The sequence below is a fragment of the Actinophytocola sp. genome (genome assembly GCF_050699935.1).
Taxonomy (GTDB): Bacteria; Actinomycetota; Actinomycetes; order Mycobacteriales; family Pseudonocardiaceae; genus Actinophytocola.
In genome coordinates this window covers 22,984-39,186 of the sequence record NZ_JBOHGB010000057.1, presented here as the reverse complement: position 1 = coordinate 39,186, position 16,203 = coordinate 22,984, and the positions used below count along the sequence as shown (strand labels likewise).

20 protein-coding genes are annotated in these 16,203 nt (G+C 70.6%); 15 read left to right on the top strand and 5 right to left on the bottom strand.

The window, feature by feature from the left end; genetic code table 11:
* From ACRDTB_RS19495 to ACRDTB_RS19485, 3 genes are all read left to right on the top strand, one after another.
* Positions 1-290: response regulator transcription factor (locus ACRDTB_RS19495; RefSeq protein WP_431432211.1), on the top strand; the 290-nt coding region annotated here is incomplete at its 5' end.
* A 10-nt stretch (positions 291-300) separates the two neighbouring features.
* A complete protein-coding gene (locus ACRDTB_RS19490; protein ID WP_431432209.1) occupies positions 301-1,122 on the top strand; it encodes a DUF4262 domain-containing protein in 822 nt (273 codons plus the stop codon).
* A 36-nt stretch (positions 1,123-1,158) separates the two neighbouring features.
* Positions 1,159-1,845 (top strand): alpha/beta fold hydrolase, encoded by a 687-nt coding sequence (locus tag ACRDTB_RS19485; RefSeq protein WP_431432207.1) that lies wholly within the window; start codon positions 1,159-1,161, stop codon positions 1,843-1,845.
* A 69-nt stretch (positions 1,846-1,914) separates the two neighbouring features.
* On the opposite strand, the gene ACRDTB_RS19480 is transcribed toward ACRDTB_RS19485, so the two are convergent.
* The gene (locus ACRDTB_RS19480) at positions 1,915-3,345 is read right to left on the bottom strand and encodes a hypothetical protein (RefSeq protein ID WP_431432205.1); all 1,431 of its coding nucleotides are present in this window, start codon (positions 3,343-3,345) and stop codon (positions 1,915-1,917) included.
* A gap of 177 nt (positions 3,346-3,522) precedes the next feature.
* Positions 3,523-4,134 (bottom strand): TetR/AcrR family transcriptional regulator, encoded by a 612-nt coding sequence (locus ACRDTB_RS19475; protein WP_431432203.1) that lies wholly within the window; start codon positions 4,132-4,134, stop codon positions 3,523-3,525.
* Between the two features lie 92 nt (positions 4,135-4,226).
* Between ACRDTB_RS19475 and ACRDTB_RS19470 the strand changes: the two genes are divergently transcribed.
* The 5 genes from ACRDTB_RS19470 to ACRDTB_RS19450 all read left to right on the top strand — a co-directional run bounded on the left by ACRDTB_RS19470 (position 4,227) and on the right by ACRDTB_RS19450 (position 8,555).
* The gene (locus ACRDTB_RS19470) at positions 4,227-5,390 is read left to right on the top strand and encodes an acyl-CoA dehydrogenase family protein (protein ID WP_431432201.1); all 1,164 of its coding nucleotides are present in this window, start codon (positions 4,227-4,229) and stop codon (positions 5,388-5,390) included.
* A gap of 109 nt (positions 5,391-5,499) precedes the next feature.
* Positions 5,500-6,645 (top strand): CaiB/BaiF CoA transferase family protein, encoded by a 1,146-nt coding sequence (locus ACRDTB_RS19465; RefSeq protein ID WP_431432199.1) that lies wholly within the window; start codon positions 5,500-5,502, stop codon positions 6,643-6,645.
* Positions 6,646-6,662: 17 nt separating this feature from the next.
* The gene (locus ACRDTB_RS19460; protein ID WP_431432197.1) at positions 6,663-6,962 is read left to right on the top strand and encodes an STAS domain-containing protein; all 300 of its coding nucleotides are present in this window, start codon (positions 6,663-6,665) and stop codon (positions 6,960-6,962) included.
* A gap of 305 nt (positions 6,963-7,267) precedes the next feature.
* Complete coding sequence (locus ACRDTB_RS19455; protein ID WP_431432195.1) at positions 7,268-7,468, top strand: cold-shock protein; 201 nt, start codon at positions 7,268-7,270, stop codon at positions 7,466-7,468.
* Positions 7,469-7,658: 190 nt separating this feature from the next.
* Complete coding sequence (locus tag ACRDTB_RS19450) at positions 7,659-8,555, top strand: acyl-CoA desaturase (protein ID WP_431432217.1); 897 nt, start codon at positions 7,659-7,661, stop codon at positions 8,553-8,555.
* 79 nt (positions 8,556-8,634) lie between these two features.
* Here the strand turns inward: ACRDTB_RS19450 and ACRDTB_RS19445 are convergent, their stop codons facing one another.
* Complete coding sequence (locus ACRDTB_RS19445) at positions 8,635-9,393, bottom strand: crotonase/enoyl-CoA hydratase family protein (protein ID WP_431432194.1); 759 nt, start codon at positions 9,391-9,393, stop codon at positions 8,635-8,637.
* A gap of 188 nt (positions 9,394-9,581) precedes the next feature.
* Here ACRDTB_RS19445 and ACRDTB_RS19440 point away from each other — a divergent pair, with 188 nt between their 5' ends.
* From ACRDTB_RS19440 to ACRDTB_RS19410, 7 genes are all read left to right on the top strand, one after another.
* Positions 9,582-9,743 (top strand): hypothetical protein, encoded by a 162-nt coding sequence (locus ACRDTB_RS19440; RefSeq protein ID WP_431432218.1) that lies wholly within the window; start codon positions 9,582-9,584, stop codon positions 9,741-9,743.
* 266 nt (positions 9,744-10,009) lie between these two features.
* Positions 10,010-10,501: a helix-turn-helix transcriptional regulator gene (locus tag ACRDTB_RS19435; protein WP_431432192.1), complete on the top strand. Its 492-nt coding sequence runs from the start codon at positions 10,010-10,012 to the stop codon at positions 10,499-10,501.
* A gap of 115 nt (positions 10,502-10,616) precedes the next feature.
* A complete protein-coding gene (locus ACRDTB_RS19430; RefSeq protein WP_431432215.1) occupies positions 10,617-11,411 on the top strand; it encodes a lytic murein transglycosylase in 795 nt (264 codons plus the stop codon).
* 170 nt (positions 11,412-11,581) lie between these two features.
* Entirely contained in the window at positions 11,582-12,421 is an 840-nt protein-coding gene (locus ACRDTB_RS19425) for a helix-turn-helix domain-containing protein (RefSeq protein ID WP_431432190.1), read from the top strand.
* The gene (locus tag ACRDTB_RS19420; protein ID WP_431432188.1) at positions 12,418-12,696 is read left to right on the top strand and encodes a DUF397 domain-containing protein; all 279 of its coding nucleotides are present in this window, start codon (positions 12,418-12,420) and stop codon (positions 12,694-12,696) included. The genes ACRDTB_RS19425 and ACRDTB_RS19420 overlap by 4 nt, the downstream gene beginning before the upstream one ends.
* A 10-nt stretch (positions 12,697-12,706) precedes the next feature.
* The gene (locus ACRDTB_RS19415) at positions 12,707-13,096 is read left to right on the top strand and encodes a hypothetical protein (protein ID WP_431432186.1); all 390 of its coding nucleotides are present in this window, start codon (positions 12,707-12,709) and stop codon (positions 13,094-13,096) included.
* On the top strand, positions 13,093-13,452 hold the full coding sequence (locus ACRDTB_RS19410) for a DUF3817 domain-containing protein (protein WP_431432183.1): 360 nt from the start codon (positions 13,093-13,095) through the stop codon (positions 13,450-13,452). The genes ACRDTB_RS19415 and ACRDTB_RS19410 overlap by 4 nt, the downstream gene beginning before the upstream one ends.
* Positions 13,453-13,492: 40 nt before the next feature.
* Here the strand turns inward: ACRDTB_RS19410 and ACRDTB_RS19405 are convergent, their stop codons facing one another.
* Together ACRDTB_RS19405 and ACRDTB_RS19400 are read right to left on the bottom strand one after the other, a co-directional pair.
* Positions 13,493-15,088 carry a solute symporter family protein gene (locus ACRDTB_RS19405; protein ID WP_431432181.1) on the bottom strand — a complete coding sequence of 532 codons (1,596 nt, stop codon included), beginning with the start codon at positions 15,086-15,088 and terminating at the stop codon, positions 13,493-13,495.
* A complete protein-coding gene (locus tag ACRDTB_RS19400; RefSeq protein ID WP_431432179.1) occupies positions 15,085-15,510 on the bottom strand; it encodes a DUF485 domain-containing protein in 426 nt (141 codons plus the stop codon). Before ACRDTB_RS19400 ends, ACRDTB_RS19405 begins: the two co-directional genes overlap by 4 nt.
* Between the last annotated feature and the right edge of the window lie 693 nt (positions 15,511-16,203).

Sequence of the window (16,203 nt, the reverse complement as noted above, 5' to 3'; positions counted from 1 at the left end):
CGCGGCCGCTGCACGACGCGGTCCGCCGTCTGGCCCGCCGGGCGCGCATCGCGCTCGGCGACGGCCCCGTGCCGCGCGAGACGCTCGACCCGTTCACCCCGCGCGAGCGGTCGGTGCTCGGCCTCGTGGCGCTGGGCCGGACGAACCGGCAGGTCGGCGAGGAGCTGTACATCAGCGAGAAGACGGTCAGCGTGCACCTGTCGCGGATCATGGCGAAGCTCGGCGCCACCAGGCGGGCCGAGGCCGTGGCGATCGCCTACGACAAGGGACTGCTGGAGGAGACCCCGTAGGCTGCCCGCCGTGGACGCGTGCGACTGCTGGCTGTGTGCCGGCCCCGGCGGGCTGGGCTCGCGCGAGGTCAACATGGTGTGGCAGGTGCAGGAGCACGGCTGGAGCGTGGTCGCGGTCGCGGCGGAGCACGAGCTGCCGGGGTGGGCGTACTCGGTCGGCATGGGGCACACGCTGCGCGGGCCGGAGGTCTGCATGTTCGGCCTGCGCGGGCGGGACATGCACGCCTGGCTCAACGCGGTGGGCCAGCAGGTCCGCGCCGGCCAGCCGCTGCGTGCGAACGAGGAGCGGCGCGGCGTGCTGGACGGGTTCCCCGTGCTGCCCCGGCCGGTGCACCCGTCGTGGTTCGGCGACATGTTCGGGCTGGCGCTGGACTTCTACCGCGGGTCGACGCCGCGGATGATGCAGCTGATCTGGCCGGACCGGCGCGGGGTGTTCCCGTGGCAGCCGGGTGCGGGGGAGCGGTGCCGTGCGGACCAGCCGTGGCTGTGGCTGCCGAAGGACGACCACCCGCCGGGGCCGTGGACGCGGCTCGCGGAGCTGGACGACTCGCCGTTCCCGGACACGCCGATCGACGAGCTGGTGGTCGGCTCGCGGCGGGTGATCAGCGGTGAGGCGCCGATCGCGGGCATCGTGCACACGCACGCCGGCCGCTGGGAGTTCCTCGACGCGCCGGGGTCGGATGATCTCGACACGGTCCACCTGCGGCACCTGGTGTCCGACCACCCGCACATCCGGGACTTCGCGGACCTGCCACGCGGCCACGCGGCCTGGCAGGAGCCGGACGGCAACTGGTCGCGTGCGCCCGTGCCCAGTGACCACAGAGGACAGTGAGCCCGGCTTTCGGCGCGACACAGGTATGTTCGGGGCATGGCCGTACCGCTCGTACACCGCACCACCGGTGCCGCCGGCGGGCCGCCCGTGGTGCTCCTGCACGGTCTCGGCGAGAACGCCGGCACCTGGGAGCGGTTCGCCGCGGAGCTCGCCGCGAGCCGCACCGCGATCGCGCTCGACCTGCGCGGACACGGGAGCAGCCCGTGGCCGGGCCAGTACACAGTGGACGCGATGGCCGACGACGTGCTGGCCTTCCTCGACGGTGTGCCCCTGGTGGACCTGGTCGGCCACTCGATGGGCGGGTACGTCGCGGCGCTGGTCGCGGCCCGGTACCCGGAGCGCGTCGGGCGCCTGGTCCTCGAGGAGACGCCCGTGCCACCGCGCGACGGCGACCCGCTGCCCGATGACAACCCGCCGACCGAACCGGACGGTCCGCTGGCCTTCGACTGGCACGCCGTGACCCCGATGCGCCGGGGCCTCCGCGCGCCGAACCCGTTGTGGTGGCAGGGCATCGAGCACGTGTCGGCACGCACGCTGTGGATCAGCGGCGGCCCGTCGAGCCATCTCGACCCGGCCCGCGTGGCGATGGTGGCGGCGACCATGCCCGCCGCCACCATCGTGACGATCCCGGTCGGTCACCTGGTGCACACCGACGCGCCGGACGAGTTCGCCCGCGCCGTGCTCCCGTTCCTCTCCGCCGACGGTGAACCGGAATCGCCGTGAGCGAACGGGCCTGACGCGGTCGCCGCCTGCTGGCGTCCGAAGTGGACGATGCGGTCCCGGCAGCCGCCGCTAGTCCTTCTTGTCGTCCCGCTCCCCGGTCAACTCGGGAGCCGGGGGAGCAGCGGGCAGGTCACGCAGGCTCGACGCTCCCGGCTCCGGTGCTGAGGCTTCCGGCTCCGGTGAATCCGCTGCCCGCGGCGCTTCCGGCGCGGGTGGTGCTTCCGATGCGGGCGCCTCACCGGTGGAGTCCTCCGCGGGCGACTGCTCGGGCAAGGGCTCGGGCGACGGCTCCGTGGGCGCCGGCTCGGGCGCCGGCACGGGCGAGGGTTCCGTGGGCGCCGGCGACTGCGGCACGTCTGGTGTCGACGCGGCTGGTGTTGGCGCGGCTGGTTCCGGCGCGGCGCCGGGTTGCTCGCCGACGGATGGCTCGGTGGCCGGCGGCGGGATCTCGGTGGGGTCGTCGGGGGCGACCGGGGTGGTGCGGGGTGGGGCCTCGGGCTGGCCCGGGGTGAGCGCGTTCCCGATGTTCTCGGACGCCGCCAGGGCGGCCGAGGCGCCGGGCGGGGACGAGGCACCCGGAGCGGCGGGTGGGGCCGGCACCTCGGTGGGTGTGTCGGCAGGCGCGTCGGTGGGTGCCTGGGTGGGTGCCTCCGTGGGCGCATCCGCCGGGGCGACCGTGGTCCGCTGCGTCACCTCCGCGTCGTCCGATGTGGACGGTTCAGGAGTCGCGGCCGGTGGCGTGGTGCCGGCGGCGGGCGTGGCCGGCGAAGCGGCTGCGACCGCCGCCGCGTGGGCGCCTGGCTGTGCAGGGCCGGCGGGCCCGGCCCCGGTGGGGACTGCCGACGCCGGCCCGCCGGCTCCGGGGGCGACAGGCTGGGGGCCGACGGCCGGCTGGGTGCCCGTCATCGGGCCGTACGGCATGGGGAAGCCCATCCTCGGCGTACTCGGCTCCACACGGGCCGGCCGCCGGTGCGCCAGGATCAGCGCGACCACCCCGAACACGATGCCGGCCACTGGCAGCCACAGCCCCCAGCCCGTCGTGAACTCGATGCTCTCCCCGGCATCCAGGGGATAGTCGTTCCACGATTGCAGATCCTGCAGCGTCTGCAGCACCTGCAGGAACATTGTCCCCGTCAGCGAACCCAGCCCCAGCGACAGGAACAGCCGCGTCGCCGTCGTCCACCGGGTGAAGGCCAGGACCGCGCCCGCCCCGAGCAGCACTGTCGCCAGTATCAGCGTGAGGCCGGACAGCAGGCTCACGTCCGGGATCTCGCCGTTGCGCTCCACGCCCCACCACTTGATCACGTACCCGCTGGGGTCGTGCACCACCTCGCGGACGGGCGCGAACGAGCCCCCGATCGTGAGCCCGGCGGCGATCAGACCCGCGCCACCGGCGAGCACACCCGCTATCGGGCGCGCGCGGCGTGGCGGGCGAACATACGGCGGCAGGACCTGCGGGTGCGGGGGCGGGTAGGGGGGACGCATAGACGGCTGAGTCACGGCACGAATGATGCCAGTGATGACCACGAACGGTGTCCGGAAGGGGGCCGCAACACGCGGCGGAGCGCGAGAACCGTCCGGCGCGAGAAGCATTGCTCCCGCAAACGTCACATTTCACGCGCGATGCCCTCTATTACGCGTAGTGGCGGTTGGCCCGAGCGAGGGCCGGGCCAACCGCTACCTACCGACACCGCCGTTCAGCACGAGCGCCTTCCACTCCGCGAGCAAAGCGGTACTGCGTGCCGGATCCCCGCCGATCATCGCGTCCAGCGCCAGGCCGCGGACCAGGTTCACGGTCAGCAGCAGCACCGTCCGCAGGCGGGCCTCGTCCACCGACGGGCCGGCGATCCGGCGGTAGAACTCGAGCGTCTGGTGGCCCAGCTCCCGGTCGACCGGCAGCAGGCTCCGGCGCAGCTCCTCGTCGGTCCGCGCCGCCACCCACAGCTCCACCGCCGCTGTCGACAGTGTTCCCGAGTACGCGCGCCACAGGAGGTCGATGCCCTCGTCGAGCCGCTCCGGGCTGGGCGGCAGGTCCGACGTCGCCGCCATGATCTCCTCGCCGAGCCGCGCGAACAGGTGCTCCAGCGCGCCCGTCATCAGCTCCGCCTTCGTCGTGAAGTGGTGCTGCTGCGCCCCGCGCGACAGGCCCGCCCGCCGGCAGATCTCGTGCACGCTTGTCCGCGCGTAGCCCTGCTCGACCAGGCACGAGATCGTCGCGTCCAGCAACAGCTCCCGGGTGCGCTCGCTGCGTTCGGCCTGGGTGCGGTGCCGGGTCGTCGGAGTCGCCATGGCGGGTCTCCTCGTTGCTTTACGTGCAGAGGTGCACGCAGGTACATTCGACCGGGACTTTACATGCCATCCGGATTGTTTTTGGAGCCTCCATGCCGCTCACCCAGCGCTCGTCCTGGCTCGACGGCGAGAACAGAGCCGACCTCGACAGCTTCCGCGAGCTCGCCCACTCGTTCTGCCAGAAGGAGCTCGCGCCCAACCACGAGCGCTGGTCGCAGGCCAAGCAGGTCGACCGCGAGCTGTGGCACAAGGCGGGCGAGGTCGGCCTGCTGTGCCTGTCGATCCCCGAGGAGCACGGCGGTGGCGGCGGCACCTTCGCGCACGAGGCGATCCTGCTGGAGGAGCAGGCGAAGGCCGGCGACGACGCGTGGGGCAACGCCGTGCACAGTGGCATCGTCGCCCACTACCTCGCGAGCTGCGGCACCGAGGAGCAGAAGCAGCGCTGGCTGCCCAGGCTCGCGTCCGGCGAGCTCGTCGGCGCCATCGCGATGACCGAGCCCGGCACCGGCTCGGACCTGCAGAACGTCCGGACCAAGGCGATCCTGGACGGCGACCATTACATGCTCAACGGTGCCAAGACGTTCATCACCAACGGCGCCCAGGCGGGCCTGGTCATCGTGGTCGCCAAGACCGACCCCGAGGAGACCGCGAAGGGTGTGTCGCTGCTCGTGCTGGAGACCGAGGGCGCGGACGGGTTCCGCCGCGGCCGCGTGCTCGACAAGGTCGGCATGCACGGCCAGGACACGTCCGAGCTGTTCTTCGACGACGTCCGCGTGCCGGTCGAGAACCTCCTCGGCGGGTCGGAGGGGCAGGGGTTCGTCCAGCTCATGCGGCAGCTGCCGCAGGAACGGCTGATCATCGCCGTGTCCGCGGTCGCCGCGATGGAGGCCGCCGTCGAGCAGACCATCGCCTACACGAAGGAGCGCACGGCGTTCGGCCGCGAGATCTTCAAGTTCCAGAACACGAAGTTCAAGCTCGCCGAGTGCGCCACCGAGGTCGCCGTGGCCAAGGCGTTCCTCGACCAGTGCATCGAGCGCCACCTCGAGGGCGAGCTGGACGTGGCCGGCGCGGCGATGGTCAAGTGGTGGACCACCGACCGGCTCTCCCGGGTCGCCGACGAGTGCCTGCAGCTGTTCGGCGGCTACGGTTACATGAGCGAGTACCCGATCTCGCGGGCGTGGACGTCCGCGCGGGTGCAGCGGATCTTCGGCGGCACCAACGAGATCATGAAGGAGATCATCTCCCGCTCCCTGTGAGCGGGAGCGACGGAGCGTTCGCCGTCTGGACTGACGAGCGCGCGCAGGCGCGCCAGCGCCGAGCACGTGAGGAGGGAAGACGGCGAGTAGCGCAGGAGCGGAGCGAACCATGGACGCAGCTGGACCGCTCGCCGGGCTCGCGGTCGTCGAGCTGGCCGGGCTCGCGCCCGCGCCGTTCGCGACGACCGTGCTCGCCGACCTCGGCGCGGACGTCGTCCGGGTGGACCGGGCCAAGGCCGGCTTCGACGTGCTGTCGTTCCCGCACGACCCGCTCTCGCGTGCCCGCCGGTGGATCGGCGTGGACACCAAGGCGCCCGCGGGCCGGGACATCGTGCTGCGGCTGATCGACGAAGCCGACGTGCTCGTCGAGGGGTTCCGGCCCGGCGTTACCGAGCGGCTCGGCATCGGTCCGGACGTCTGCCTCGGGCGCAACCCGCGGCTGGTCTACGGCCGGATCACCGGCTGGGGTCAGGACGGCCCACTCGCCCAGACCGCCGGGCACGACATCAACTACATCGGCCTCGCCGGGGCGCTCGAGCCGATCGGGAGGGTCGGCGAGCGCCCGGTGCCGCCGCTGAACCTCATCGGCGACTTCGGCGGCGGCGGGCTGCTGCTCGCCATGGGCGTGCTCGCGGCGCTCGTAGAGCGGGCGAGCTCGGGGCGCGGGCAGGTGGTCGACGCCTCGATGGTCGACGGGTCGGCCCTGCTCACCGCCGGCATGCACGGGCTGCGCAACATCGGGCTGTGGAACAAGGGTCGTGGCGCCAACATGCTGGATGGCGGGGCCCCGTTCTACGACACGTACGAGACGTCCGACGGCCGGTACGTGGCGGTCGGCGCCATCGAGGAGCGGTTCTGGGGCGACCTGCTCAAGGTTCTGGAGATCGACCCCGACGCGGTGGCCGGCCGGCTCGATCCCGAGCGGTGGCCGGCCGTGCGGGAGAAGCTCGCCGCCGTGCTCCGTACCCGGACCCGCGACGAGTGGACCGAGCGTGCCGCCGGCACCGACGCGTGCCTGACCGCGGTGCTCACGCCGGAGGAGGCGGCGGAGCACCCGCACAACGTCGCGCGCGGGACGTTCGTCGAGCTGGACGGCCACCGCCAGCCCGCGCCGGCGCCCAAGTTCGGCCGGACCCCGGCGGGCACTCCGGCCACGCCGCACGAGCCGCGGTCGGACACGACTGCCGTGCTGCTGTCGCTGGGCTACTCTGCGGAAGATATAGACAGATTGCGGGCTGACGGCGTGATCGCCTGACGGCTATTGTCGCGCGCATGAGTACCGCCATGTCGCCGGTGCAGATCTTCGTGAACGAAGGCACCGGCGTCAGCGTGACCGGCACGCTCGACGTGACGACGGTCGCCGGCCTGAACAGAGCAGTGTGCGACTTCTTCGAGTTCGAGCACGCCGGGGGCATCGACGTGCTGACGCTCGACCTGAGCACGGTGACCTTCTGCGACGAGTCGGCCCTGGCCGCCGTGCGCCACGCACGCGCGGTGTGCACCGACCACGAGGTCGCCCTGAGAGTCATCCCGAGCGAGGCCGTCCGCCACGCCATGCGCCAACGCCCCTAACCGCGAGTCCAACGCTCTGGTACCGCGAGTCCAACGCTCTGGTCGCGTGAGTTCGACACTCCGGACGGCCCGCGTCCCTGACCTGCGGCTCCTCCGCGCGGCGTGGTCTGGGAACTATCCGGCGCGCCGTTCGTTGTGCGGGTAGGTCGTAAGGTTTTGTGTGTTCGTGTTCCAAGCACGCTCGCGGAGAACATCGTTGCGTGCGTCGGCAGTTCTTTCTTGCAGGGCAAGCGGAGTGGTCGCCGTTCGGGACCGGCCCGGGTGCCGCACCGTGCGGTGACCCCAGCCCCGTGAGGGAGCAGTACATGACACACGGAACCGTGAAGTGGTTCAACGCGGACAAGGGCTTCGGCTTCATCTCCCGCGAGGATGGCCCCGACCTCTTCGTGCACTACTCGGAGATCGAGGGCAGCGGCTTCCGCAGCCTCGCCGAGGACCAGCGCGTCGAGTTCGAGATCAACCAGGGCCCCAAGGGCCCGCAGGCCGTCCACGTCCGGATGCTCTGACATCACGCGGACCTGCTCGTCACCCACGAGCAGGTCCGTTTCGTCTCGCCGCTCGTGGGCACTTCCCTGACGTATGGAAGTCACGTCCCTGGTGGCGGGCAACGTAGGACGTCGAGCTGCCGGAGGTAGCAACATGACCATCATTCAGGATCGCCCCACGTCGGCTCCGCGCGATAGCGGACCCGAGCCGATGATCTCGGGGGAGAAGTCAACCACCCAGGCCACGCTGGTCAAGGTCTTCGCGATCGTGCCACTGGTGGCGCTGGTCGCGGCCGTCCCGTTCGCGTGGGGCTGGGGCCTCGGCTGGGCCGACATCGGCCTCGCGGCCTTCTTCTACACGCTGACCTGTCTGGGCGTCACCGTCGGTTTCCACCGGCACTTCACCCATGGTGCCTTCCGCGCGAAGCGGGGTCTGCGGATCGCCCTCGCCGTCGTCGGCAGCATGGCCATGCAGGGCCCGGTCATCGGCTGGGTCGCCGACCACCGCCGCCACCACGCCTACGCCGACCGGGAGGGCGACCCGCACTCACCGTGGCGGTTCGGCACCTCGGCGGCCGCGCTGGTCAAGGGCTTCTGGTACGCGCACATGGGCTGGATGTTCAACCGTGAACAGACCAACGCCAAGCGGTTCGCCCCGGACCTGCTCGCCGATCGCGACGTCCGGCGGGTCGACAGCCTGTTCCCGTGGCTCACCGTGGCCACGCTGCTCACGCCGGCCGTGCTGGGCGGGCTGATCACGATGTCCTGGTGGGGCGCGCTGACCGCGTTCTTCTGGGCGAGCCTGGTCCGCGTGGCGCTGCTGCACCACGTGACCTGGTCGGTCAACTCCATCTGCCACATGATCGGCGACCGGCCCTTCGAGGCGCGGGACAAGTCCGCGAACTTCTGGCCGCTGGCCATCGCGTCCATGGGCGAGTCCTGGCACAACTCCCATCACGCCGACCCGACCTGCGCACGGCACGGTGTGCGGCGTGGCCAGATCGACATCTCCGCTCGGCTGATCTGGGTCTTCGAGAAGCTCGGCTGGGTCTCCAAGGTCCGCTGGCCCAAGCCGGACCGGCTGGTCCGCAAGCTCAAGGCGGCCTGAGGCCCGTTCCGAGGCCAATTCAAACCGGTCGACCATGTGCGACGAGGCCGGCGATCAGGAGTGTTTTGAATTGGCCTCGTCAGTCGAACGAGCCGTGCCGGCCGGCGCCCGCGGCGAAGCGTGCGGCGCCGCCGGCCGCCTCGGCGAGCACCCCCATCCCGTGGCGGAACTCGGTGGCCATCGGGTCCGGGTCGTCCCACTGGGCAAGTGTCGACGCACGGTCCGAGCGCAGGCAGGCCTGCGGGAACTCCGCCAGCCGCGCCGCCAGCTCCTCCGCGGCCGTACGCGCCTGGCCGGCCGGGACCACGCGGTTCGCCAGGCCCATCGCGAGCGCCTCGTCCGCGTCGACGGGCCGGCCGGTGAGGATCAGGTCCAGCGCCCGGCTCTGCCCGATCAGCCGCGGGAGCCGCACGGTCCCGCCGTCGATCAGCGGCACGCCCCAGCGCCGGCAGAACACGCCGAACACCGCCGTCGCGTCCGCCACCAGCAGGTCGCACCACAGCGCCAGCTCCAGCCCACCGGCCACGGCGTGCCCGCTCACCGCCGCGATCACCGGCTTCGACAGCACCATGCGCGTCGGGCCCATCGGGCCGTCGCCGTCCGCGACCGTCCGGTTACCACGATTGGTACCGACGGCCTTCAGGTCCGCACCCGCGCAAAAGGCCGGGCCGACGCCGGTGAGCACGGCCACGGACGCGTCCGGGTCCGCGTCGAACTCACGGAAGGCGTCGGCGAGGGCCGCGGCAGTGGTCCCGTCGACCGCGTTGCGAGCCTCCGGCCGGTTGATCAGCACCGTCGTGACCGCCCCGACGCGCTCGACACGGACGGTCTCGATCATGGCGTGTCTCCTCGATGATCGGGTGAACAAGACGTAGAGTGCTGGGCCAGGCGCTGTACGCACCGTAAAGTGAAAGCCGCCAGCGGTGTGAACTCGCCTCCGAATCTGGCGATTTTGTAGGACCATGGGATTAAGGGGCACAGGTGGTCGGTGTTAGGCCGGCGACGGGGTAGCGGACGGAGCTTGCAGTGGACGCGAAGAAGGCCATGATCCTCGTGGGTGTGGCGCTGGTGCTGTTCTATGTGATCACTCAGCCCTCCCAGGCCGCCAACGCCGTGCAGGGCCTTCTCGGCTGGCTCAAGGACGGCGCCGAAGCGATCATCACCTTCATGCGGAACCTCTTCGCCTAGACCCGGACCCCCACAGATCTGACAGGACGCCGCCCGGCTGTGAGGCTCGGCGGCCTTTTCGCATGCATACCTTGCATGCATTACTCGCTGTAACGAAATGTGCCGGGCTCACGAGACACATTGGACCGTACGGGTGGATTCTCGGCCATACGGCCCAGCTAGCGGGCTTAGCGCGGGATCAGGTCTGGCGAACTGTCGGTGGGGGCCTCTACGGTTTCCGGCATCGACTTTCGCGGGCTGGTCCGCAGTTCTCTCGAGGAGGCAGGATGCTCGACGATTCCGGCGTGGACGACCTGGTGCGGCGGTGGACAGAGGACCACTCCAAGGCCGCCGAGTCGGACGAGATCAACCGCATCGCGTCGGAGTGGCTGGCGGACGTACCCGTGCAGCCGGGCACCGGGATCCCGGGCCAGCGTGCCCGCGGCGGCAACAGTCCTTGGGCTGCCGTCGAATCCGTGGATCCCGAGTTCTTCACCGCCATGCGGGAACGGCTGCCCGAGGTGCCGTCCGACCTGCTCTCCGCCGCGGCCGGCTGGTGGCAGATGGTCGGCGGCCTCGCCGAGGCGAAGGAGTGGTGGGACGCCGGCATCAGCCCGCTCGACCAGCGCGCGCTCGACTACCGCGCGGCCGGCTTGGCGCCGTCCGACCTGAGCCGCCGCCTCGGCCCGCTCACCGTGCTGCAGCACCTGCGCAAGGGCAGCGCGCCGGCCTGGTGCGTGGCCCGGCTCCAGCGCCAGGCCGAGCGCCGCTCCGCCTGAGGCGGGGCGAGCCAGCGCAGACTCGTCAGTAACGTCGCCCAGCCCGCGTCGTTGACCTTGTGTGACCGACACCGAGCCGGACCCCGGCAGCCGCCCGCGAAGACACGGGCTCGGCATGCTCGCCCGGCTCGGTGTCGTCGTTCTGGTACTCGCGGTGGCCGGCGGTGGCGTGCTCCTGCTGCGGCTCGCGGTCGGCCCGGACTCCCGGCGGCCCGTCGCCGAGGCGCCGGCCGCGCAGGTCCCGGCCGCCGACGTCCAGCCCGGTGCCGTCGCTCCCGCGGCCATAGCCACCGACGCGCCGGCGAAGCCGCAGGCCAAGCCCCGCCCGCGGGCCGGCGAGGACCCGCTGCGCGCCTGGGCCGAGCGCCTCGCGAGCCCCACCGGTGTCCCGGCCCGCGCGCTCATGGCGTACGGCAACGCGGAGCTCGTCCTGCACGGCACCGAGCCCGGCTGTCACGTCTCGTGGGCCACGATCGCGGGCATCGGGCGCATCGAGTCGAACCATGGTCAGTACGGCGGCGCCACGCTCGGTGACGACGGCCGCCCCTCGAAGCCCATCGTCGGCGTCCCGCTCGACGGGTCGGCCGGCGTGAAGTCCGTTTCGGACACCGACGGCGGCCGGTACGACGGCGACCCGCGGGTCGACCGGGCAGTCGGCCCGATGCAGTTCATCCCGTCCACGTGGGCGCGCTGGGCCTCGGACGCGAACCTCGACGGCCGCGGCGACCCGCAGCAGATCGACGACGCGGCGCTCGCCGCCGCCCGCTACCTCTGCGCGCACGACCGCGACCTCACGCGGCCTGCCGACTGGTGGGCGGCCGTGTTCTCCTACAACAACTCCGTGCCCTACGGACAGAAGGTCTTCGGGCTCGCCGACGGCTACGCGCGAACGGCGATGGCCCAGGCCTGACCCCGCGCGCGCGACGAATGCCAGGAAGGACGCCTTCCTGCCGCCCAGCGCCATGAAGGACGCCTTCCTGGCATTTCGGGCGGGCTCCGGACGGGCTCACCGTGGGAATCCCAGTTCCGCTTTCGCGGCTGCGATCATCGTGATCACACGGCCACGGGAGGTAACCAGGGGTGGGGCAGCTAACGAGCCCGACGTTCCGGCGGCGCAGGCTGGCGCGCCGGTTGCGGCAGATGCGGGAGGCGGCGGGGCTGACGCTCGACGAGGCGGCGCCCCAGCTCGACAAGACGAAGAGTGCGTTGAGCCGCCTCGAGACCGCTCAGTCGCGGGCGGACGTGCACATCGTGCGGTCGATGATGGATCTCTACGACCACTACGACCCGGACCTCGTTCAGCTGGCTCGCGAAGCGCATCGCCCGGGCTGGTGGAGGAAGTTCGGCATCGAGGACCGCGGCTTCATCGACATGGAGACCGAGGCATCCAGCGTCCGGGTTTTCAGCCTCGTCAACATGCCTGGCCTTCTCCAGACCGAGAACTACATGCGGGCACTGTTCAGCAGCGGGAAGGTGCGGCGAACCCGGGTGCGGCTGGAGAACGACGTCGCCGCCCGGCTCCACCGCCAGCAGCGCCTCACCGATGACGAGTTCCCCCTGGAACTCACGGCGATCATCGACGAAGCGGCGTTGCACCGGAACGTCGGTGGCCCGGAGGTGATGGGGGAGCAGCTGCGACATCTGGTTAGTCGCGCGGACCTCGCCGAGGTGACCATTCAGGTTCTGCCCAACGAGTTCGGCGTGCACGCGGGCATGGACGGCGCCTTCACGATCCTCGACTTTCCGAACGACGAAGACCCCTCAGTGATGTATGTCGAGTACCCGACCGGATCGCTCCACGCCGAGAAACCCGAGGAGGTGCAAGAGGCTAAGCTCGTGTACAACCGCCTGCGGTCCGAGGCTTTGAGTCCCCAGGATTCGGTGGCGTTCATCGAGCGGGCGGTTGACGGGCTCGGGTGAAAGGCGAAAAGGTGTCCACTGTGGACTTCTCTGGCGCTGCGTGGCGGAAGAGCAGCCGCAGCGGCGATGGAAGCAACGGCGACTGTGTGGAGGTCGCCTTCGCCCCGGCGGTCTGGCGGAAGAGCAGCCGCAGCGGCGACGGCAGCAATGGTAACTGTGTCGAGATCGCCTTCGCTGACGTGGCCGTTGGGGTTCGGGACTCCAAGAACCGCGACTCAGCGCACCTTGTGTTCGGCGAGGCTGCCTGGCGGGAGGCGCTCCGTACCTGGTGTTAGCGTCGGTGTCATGAACGGCCGACTGGTGGCACGCCGCGTGGGGATCGTCGCCCTGTGTGTGTTGTCGCTGGTCGCGTGCGTGGGGCTGGCGTGGTGGCAGTGGCAGCGCTTCGAGTCGGCCAGCGGAACGTGGCAGAACCTCGGCTACGTGTTGCAGTGGCCGCTGTTCGGGCTGTTCCCCGCGTTCATGTTCTGGCGCCTGCGCAAGCTGCGTGCCCAACACAGTCGTGCCCAACACAGTGCCCAGCACCATGCAGCCCCCCAGCCTCCGGAACCACCACCCAAGCCCCCGCGCGCACCCGAGCGGCCGGCCCGGCAGGATGAGGACGATCCCGAGCTGGCGGCGTACAACGACTACCTCGCCGAGCTGAACGCCCGGCACCAGGAGACACAACGATGAGCGAGACCCCCACAGACGAGGAGAACCCGGCCCAGGCCGCGAGTGCCGGCGGCGTCCGCGGGGCACTGGCGCGCTACCGGGTGCTGGCCTACGTCGTCGGTGTCGGGCTGCTCGCGCTGTGCGCCTCGATGATCCTGGAGTACGTGTTCGACCAGGACCAGTACACGGCGATCGTCGGGCCGGTGCACGGTTTCCTCTACATCGTCTACCTGGTCGCCGTCGTCGACCTGGCGCTCAAGGCCCGCTGGTCGCTCAAGGGCGCGATCCTCGTGATGCTCGCGGGCGTCGTTCCGCTCGTCTCGTTCGTCGCGGAGCGCCGGGTGACCGCCAAGGTGCGCGGGGGCATCACGCTGTGATCGCGCTGTAGAACTGCGATCTTGGCGGTCACCCGGCCGTTCAGGAGCCGATCCCGGTCAGCGAGCGGACCTCCATCTCCGCCTGCTTCGTGGGGTCGGCCTTCTGCTTGCTGAGCACCGTGCCGAGGAAGCCCGCGAGGAACGAGATCGGGATCGACACGATGCCCGGGTTGGTCAGTGGGTACAGGTGGAAGTCGACGCCGGGAAAGATCGACGTCGGCGTGCCCGACACGACCGGTGAGAAGAACACCAGCAGCAGGCACGAGCCGAGCCCGCCGTACATGCCCCACAGCGTGCCGCGGGTGTTGAACCGCTTCCAGAACAACGAGTACAGCAGGGTCGACAGGTTCGCCGACGCGGCGAACGCGAACGCGAGCGCCACGAGGAACGCGACGTTCTGACCGTTGGCGAGGATGCCACCGACCATCGCGAGCACGCCGATGACCACCGCGGTCAGCCGGGCGACCCGGACCTCGGACGCGGGCTCGGCCCTGCCGCCGCGGAAGATGTTGGCGTACACGTCGTGCGCGAAGGACGCGGACGCGGTGATCGTCAGGCCGGCTACCACGGCGAGGATCGTCGCGAACGCGACCGCGGAGACGATGCCCAGCAGTAGCGTGCCGCCGATCTCGAACGCGAGCAGCGGCGCCGCGGAGTTCTCCCGGCCGGTGGACGCGAGGATCGTGTCCGAGCCGACGAGCGCCGAGGCACCGTACCCGATCACCAGCGTGGCCAGGTAGAACACCGCCATCGCGCTGACCGCCCACACCACCGACCGGCGCGCCTGCACGGCGTTGGGCACGGTGTAGAAGCGCATCAGCACGTGCGGCAGGCCGGCCGCGCCGAGGATCAGCGCGAGCGACAGCGAGATGAAGTCGAGCTGGCTGATCGCGGTCTGGCCGTACTGCGCGCCCGGCTCGAGCACGGCCTGGCCCTTGGCGTTGTTCGCCGCCGCCTCGTCGAGCAGCGCGGAGAGGCTGAACCCGAACTTGCCGAGCAGGAACACGGTCATCAGCACGACGCACAGCACGAGGATGGACGCCTTGATGATCTGCACCCAGGTCGTGCCCTTCATGCCGCCGACGAGGACGTAGAAGATCATGATCAGGCCGACGATCGTGATCACCAGTGCCTGCCCGCCCTTGCCGTGCACGTTGAGCAGCAGGGCGACCAGCCCGCCGGCGCCGGCCATCTGGGCGAGCATGTAGAAGAACGAGATCACGAGGGTGGACGTCGCGGCCGCGGCCCGCACCGGGCGCTGGCGCATCCGGTAGGCCAGCACGTCGCCCATGGTGAACCGGCCGGTGTTGCGCACGAGCTCGGCGACCAGCAGCAGCGCGACGAGCCAGGCCACGAGGAAGCCGATGGAGTAGAGGAAGCCGTCGTAGCCGTGCACGGCGATGGCGCCGGCGATGCCCAGGAACGACGCGGCGGACAGGTAGTCGCCGGTGATGGCGATGCCGTTCTGCGAGCCGGTGAACGTGCCGCCGGCGGCGTAGTAGTCCGACGTCGAGGTGTTGCGGTGGCTCATCCGGTAGACGACGTACAGCGTGATCGCCACGAACGCCCCGAACACGATCATGTTGAGCGCCGGGCTGCCCGGCGACTCGGCGGCGGCTGTGGTCATCGCGGTCATGCGGCATCCTCCGGCGCGATTCCCGCCTTCGCGCGGATCGCGGCGACCTGCGGGTCGATCCGGTTCCGGGCGAAGCGCACATAGCCGAAGGTGATGGCGATGGTGGAGACGAACTGCCCCAGGCCGAGCGCCAGGCCGACGTTCACCGAGCCGACCAGCCGGTGGCTCATGAAGTCGGGGGCGTAGGCGGCGAGCAGCACGTAGGTCAGGTACCAGAGGAAGAACAGCGCGCTCATCGGAAAGACGAAGCCGCGGAAACGGCGCCGCAGGACGGCGAACTCGTCGCTGTTCCGGATGGCCGCGAAGTCGGGCGCGGCGGGTGCCGCGGGGGGCGGGCTCGGTTGCCCGGTGATTCCGCCGAAGCCGCTCTCCGGCGGCGCCGGAGGATGTGCGGCAATCGGGGAGTGAACCACCTGAGTCATATGTTCCTCCGCTGAACATAGGCGGCTTTCGCCTAATTCCACAGTCTTTGCGATGGCCTACGCAGGCGTTCGCAATGGAGAGGTCCGGTGGAGTCCGAGGCGGGCGACATAGTAATACCGGGGCCGCCGGCCGGGGGCGCCGGAACGGCACTATACGACCGCGATCCCCGTGTTCGTCAAACCGGAGGAGTAGTCGGCCTCGACGCCCCCGGGCGAACGCGCTACCGACATTCACACCTATCGGTGAACTACCGCGTAACGTTGCGTTGCGAAAGTTGCACGCCGGAGAAGCGCGGTCACCGATCGTGTCTCCTCGGTCGGCTGGCGGCCGTCCTCACGGGCCGATCGGTGCCGGTCTTGGCAGGTCTGCCAGCGGATTCCAGGCGTCGCCCTCGTGACCACTTTCCGCAGTTGGGAGGCCGTCGGCCGGCCGGGCCGGCGGGCCGCGGCCGCCGGTCGGACCGGCGGACCTTGATCGGTCGTGACGCGCTCAGGTGGCCAGTGAGAACGATGATTACCCGATCGGGTTATTAAGGGGTCGAGGTCGGGACACAAAGTAGATTAGTCATGATCGAAAATGGCACGAGCGGTGCCGGACGGCGTCAAATTGATCGACGTACGCATCGTCGGTGCTGGTCAGCGGGCATTTCTCCGGACGCTTTCGGGATCGCCCGATTCATGTACGATCACTTC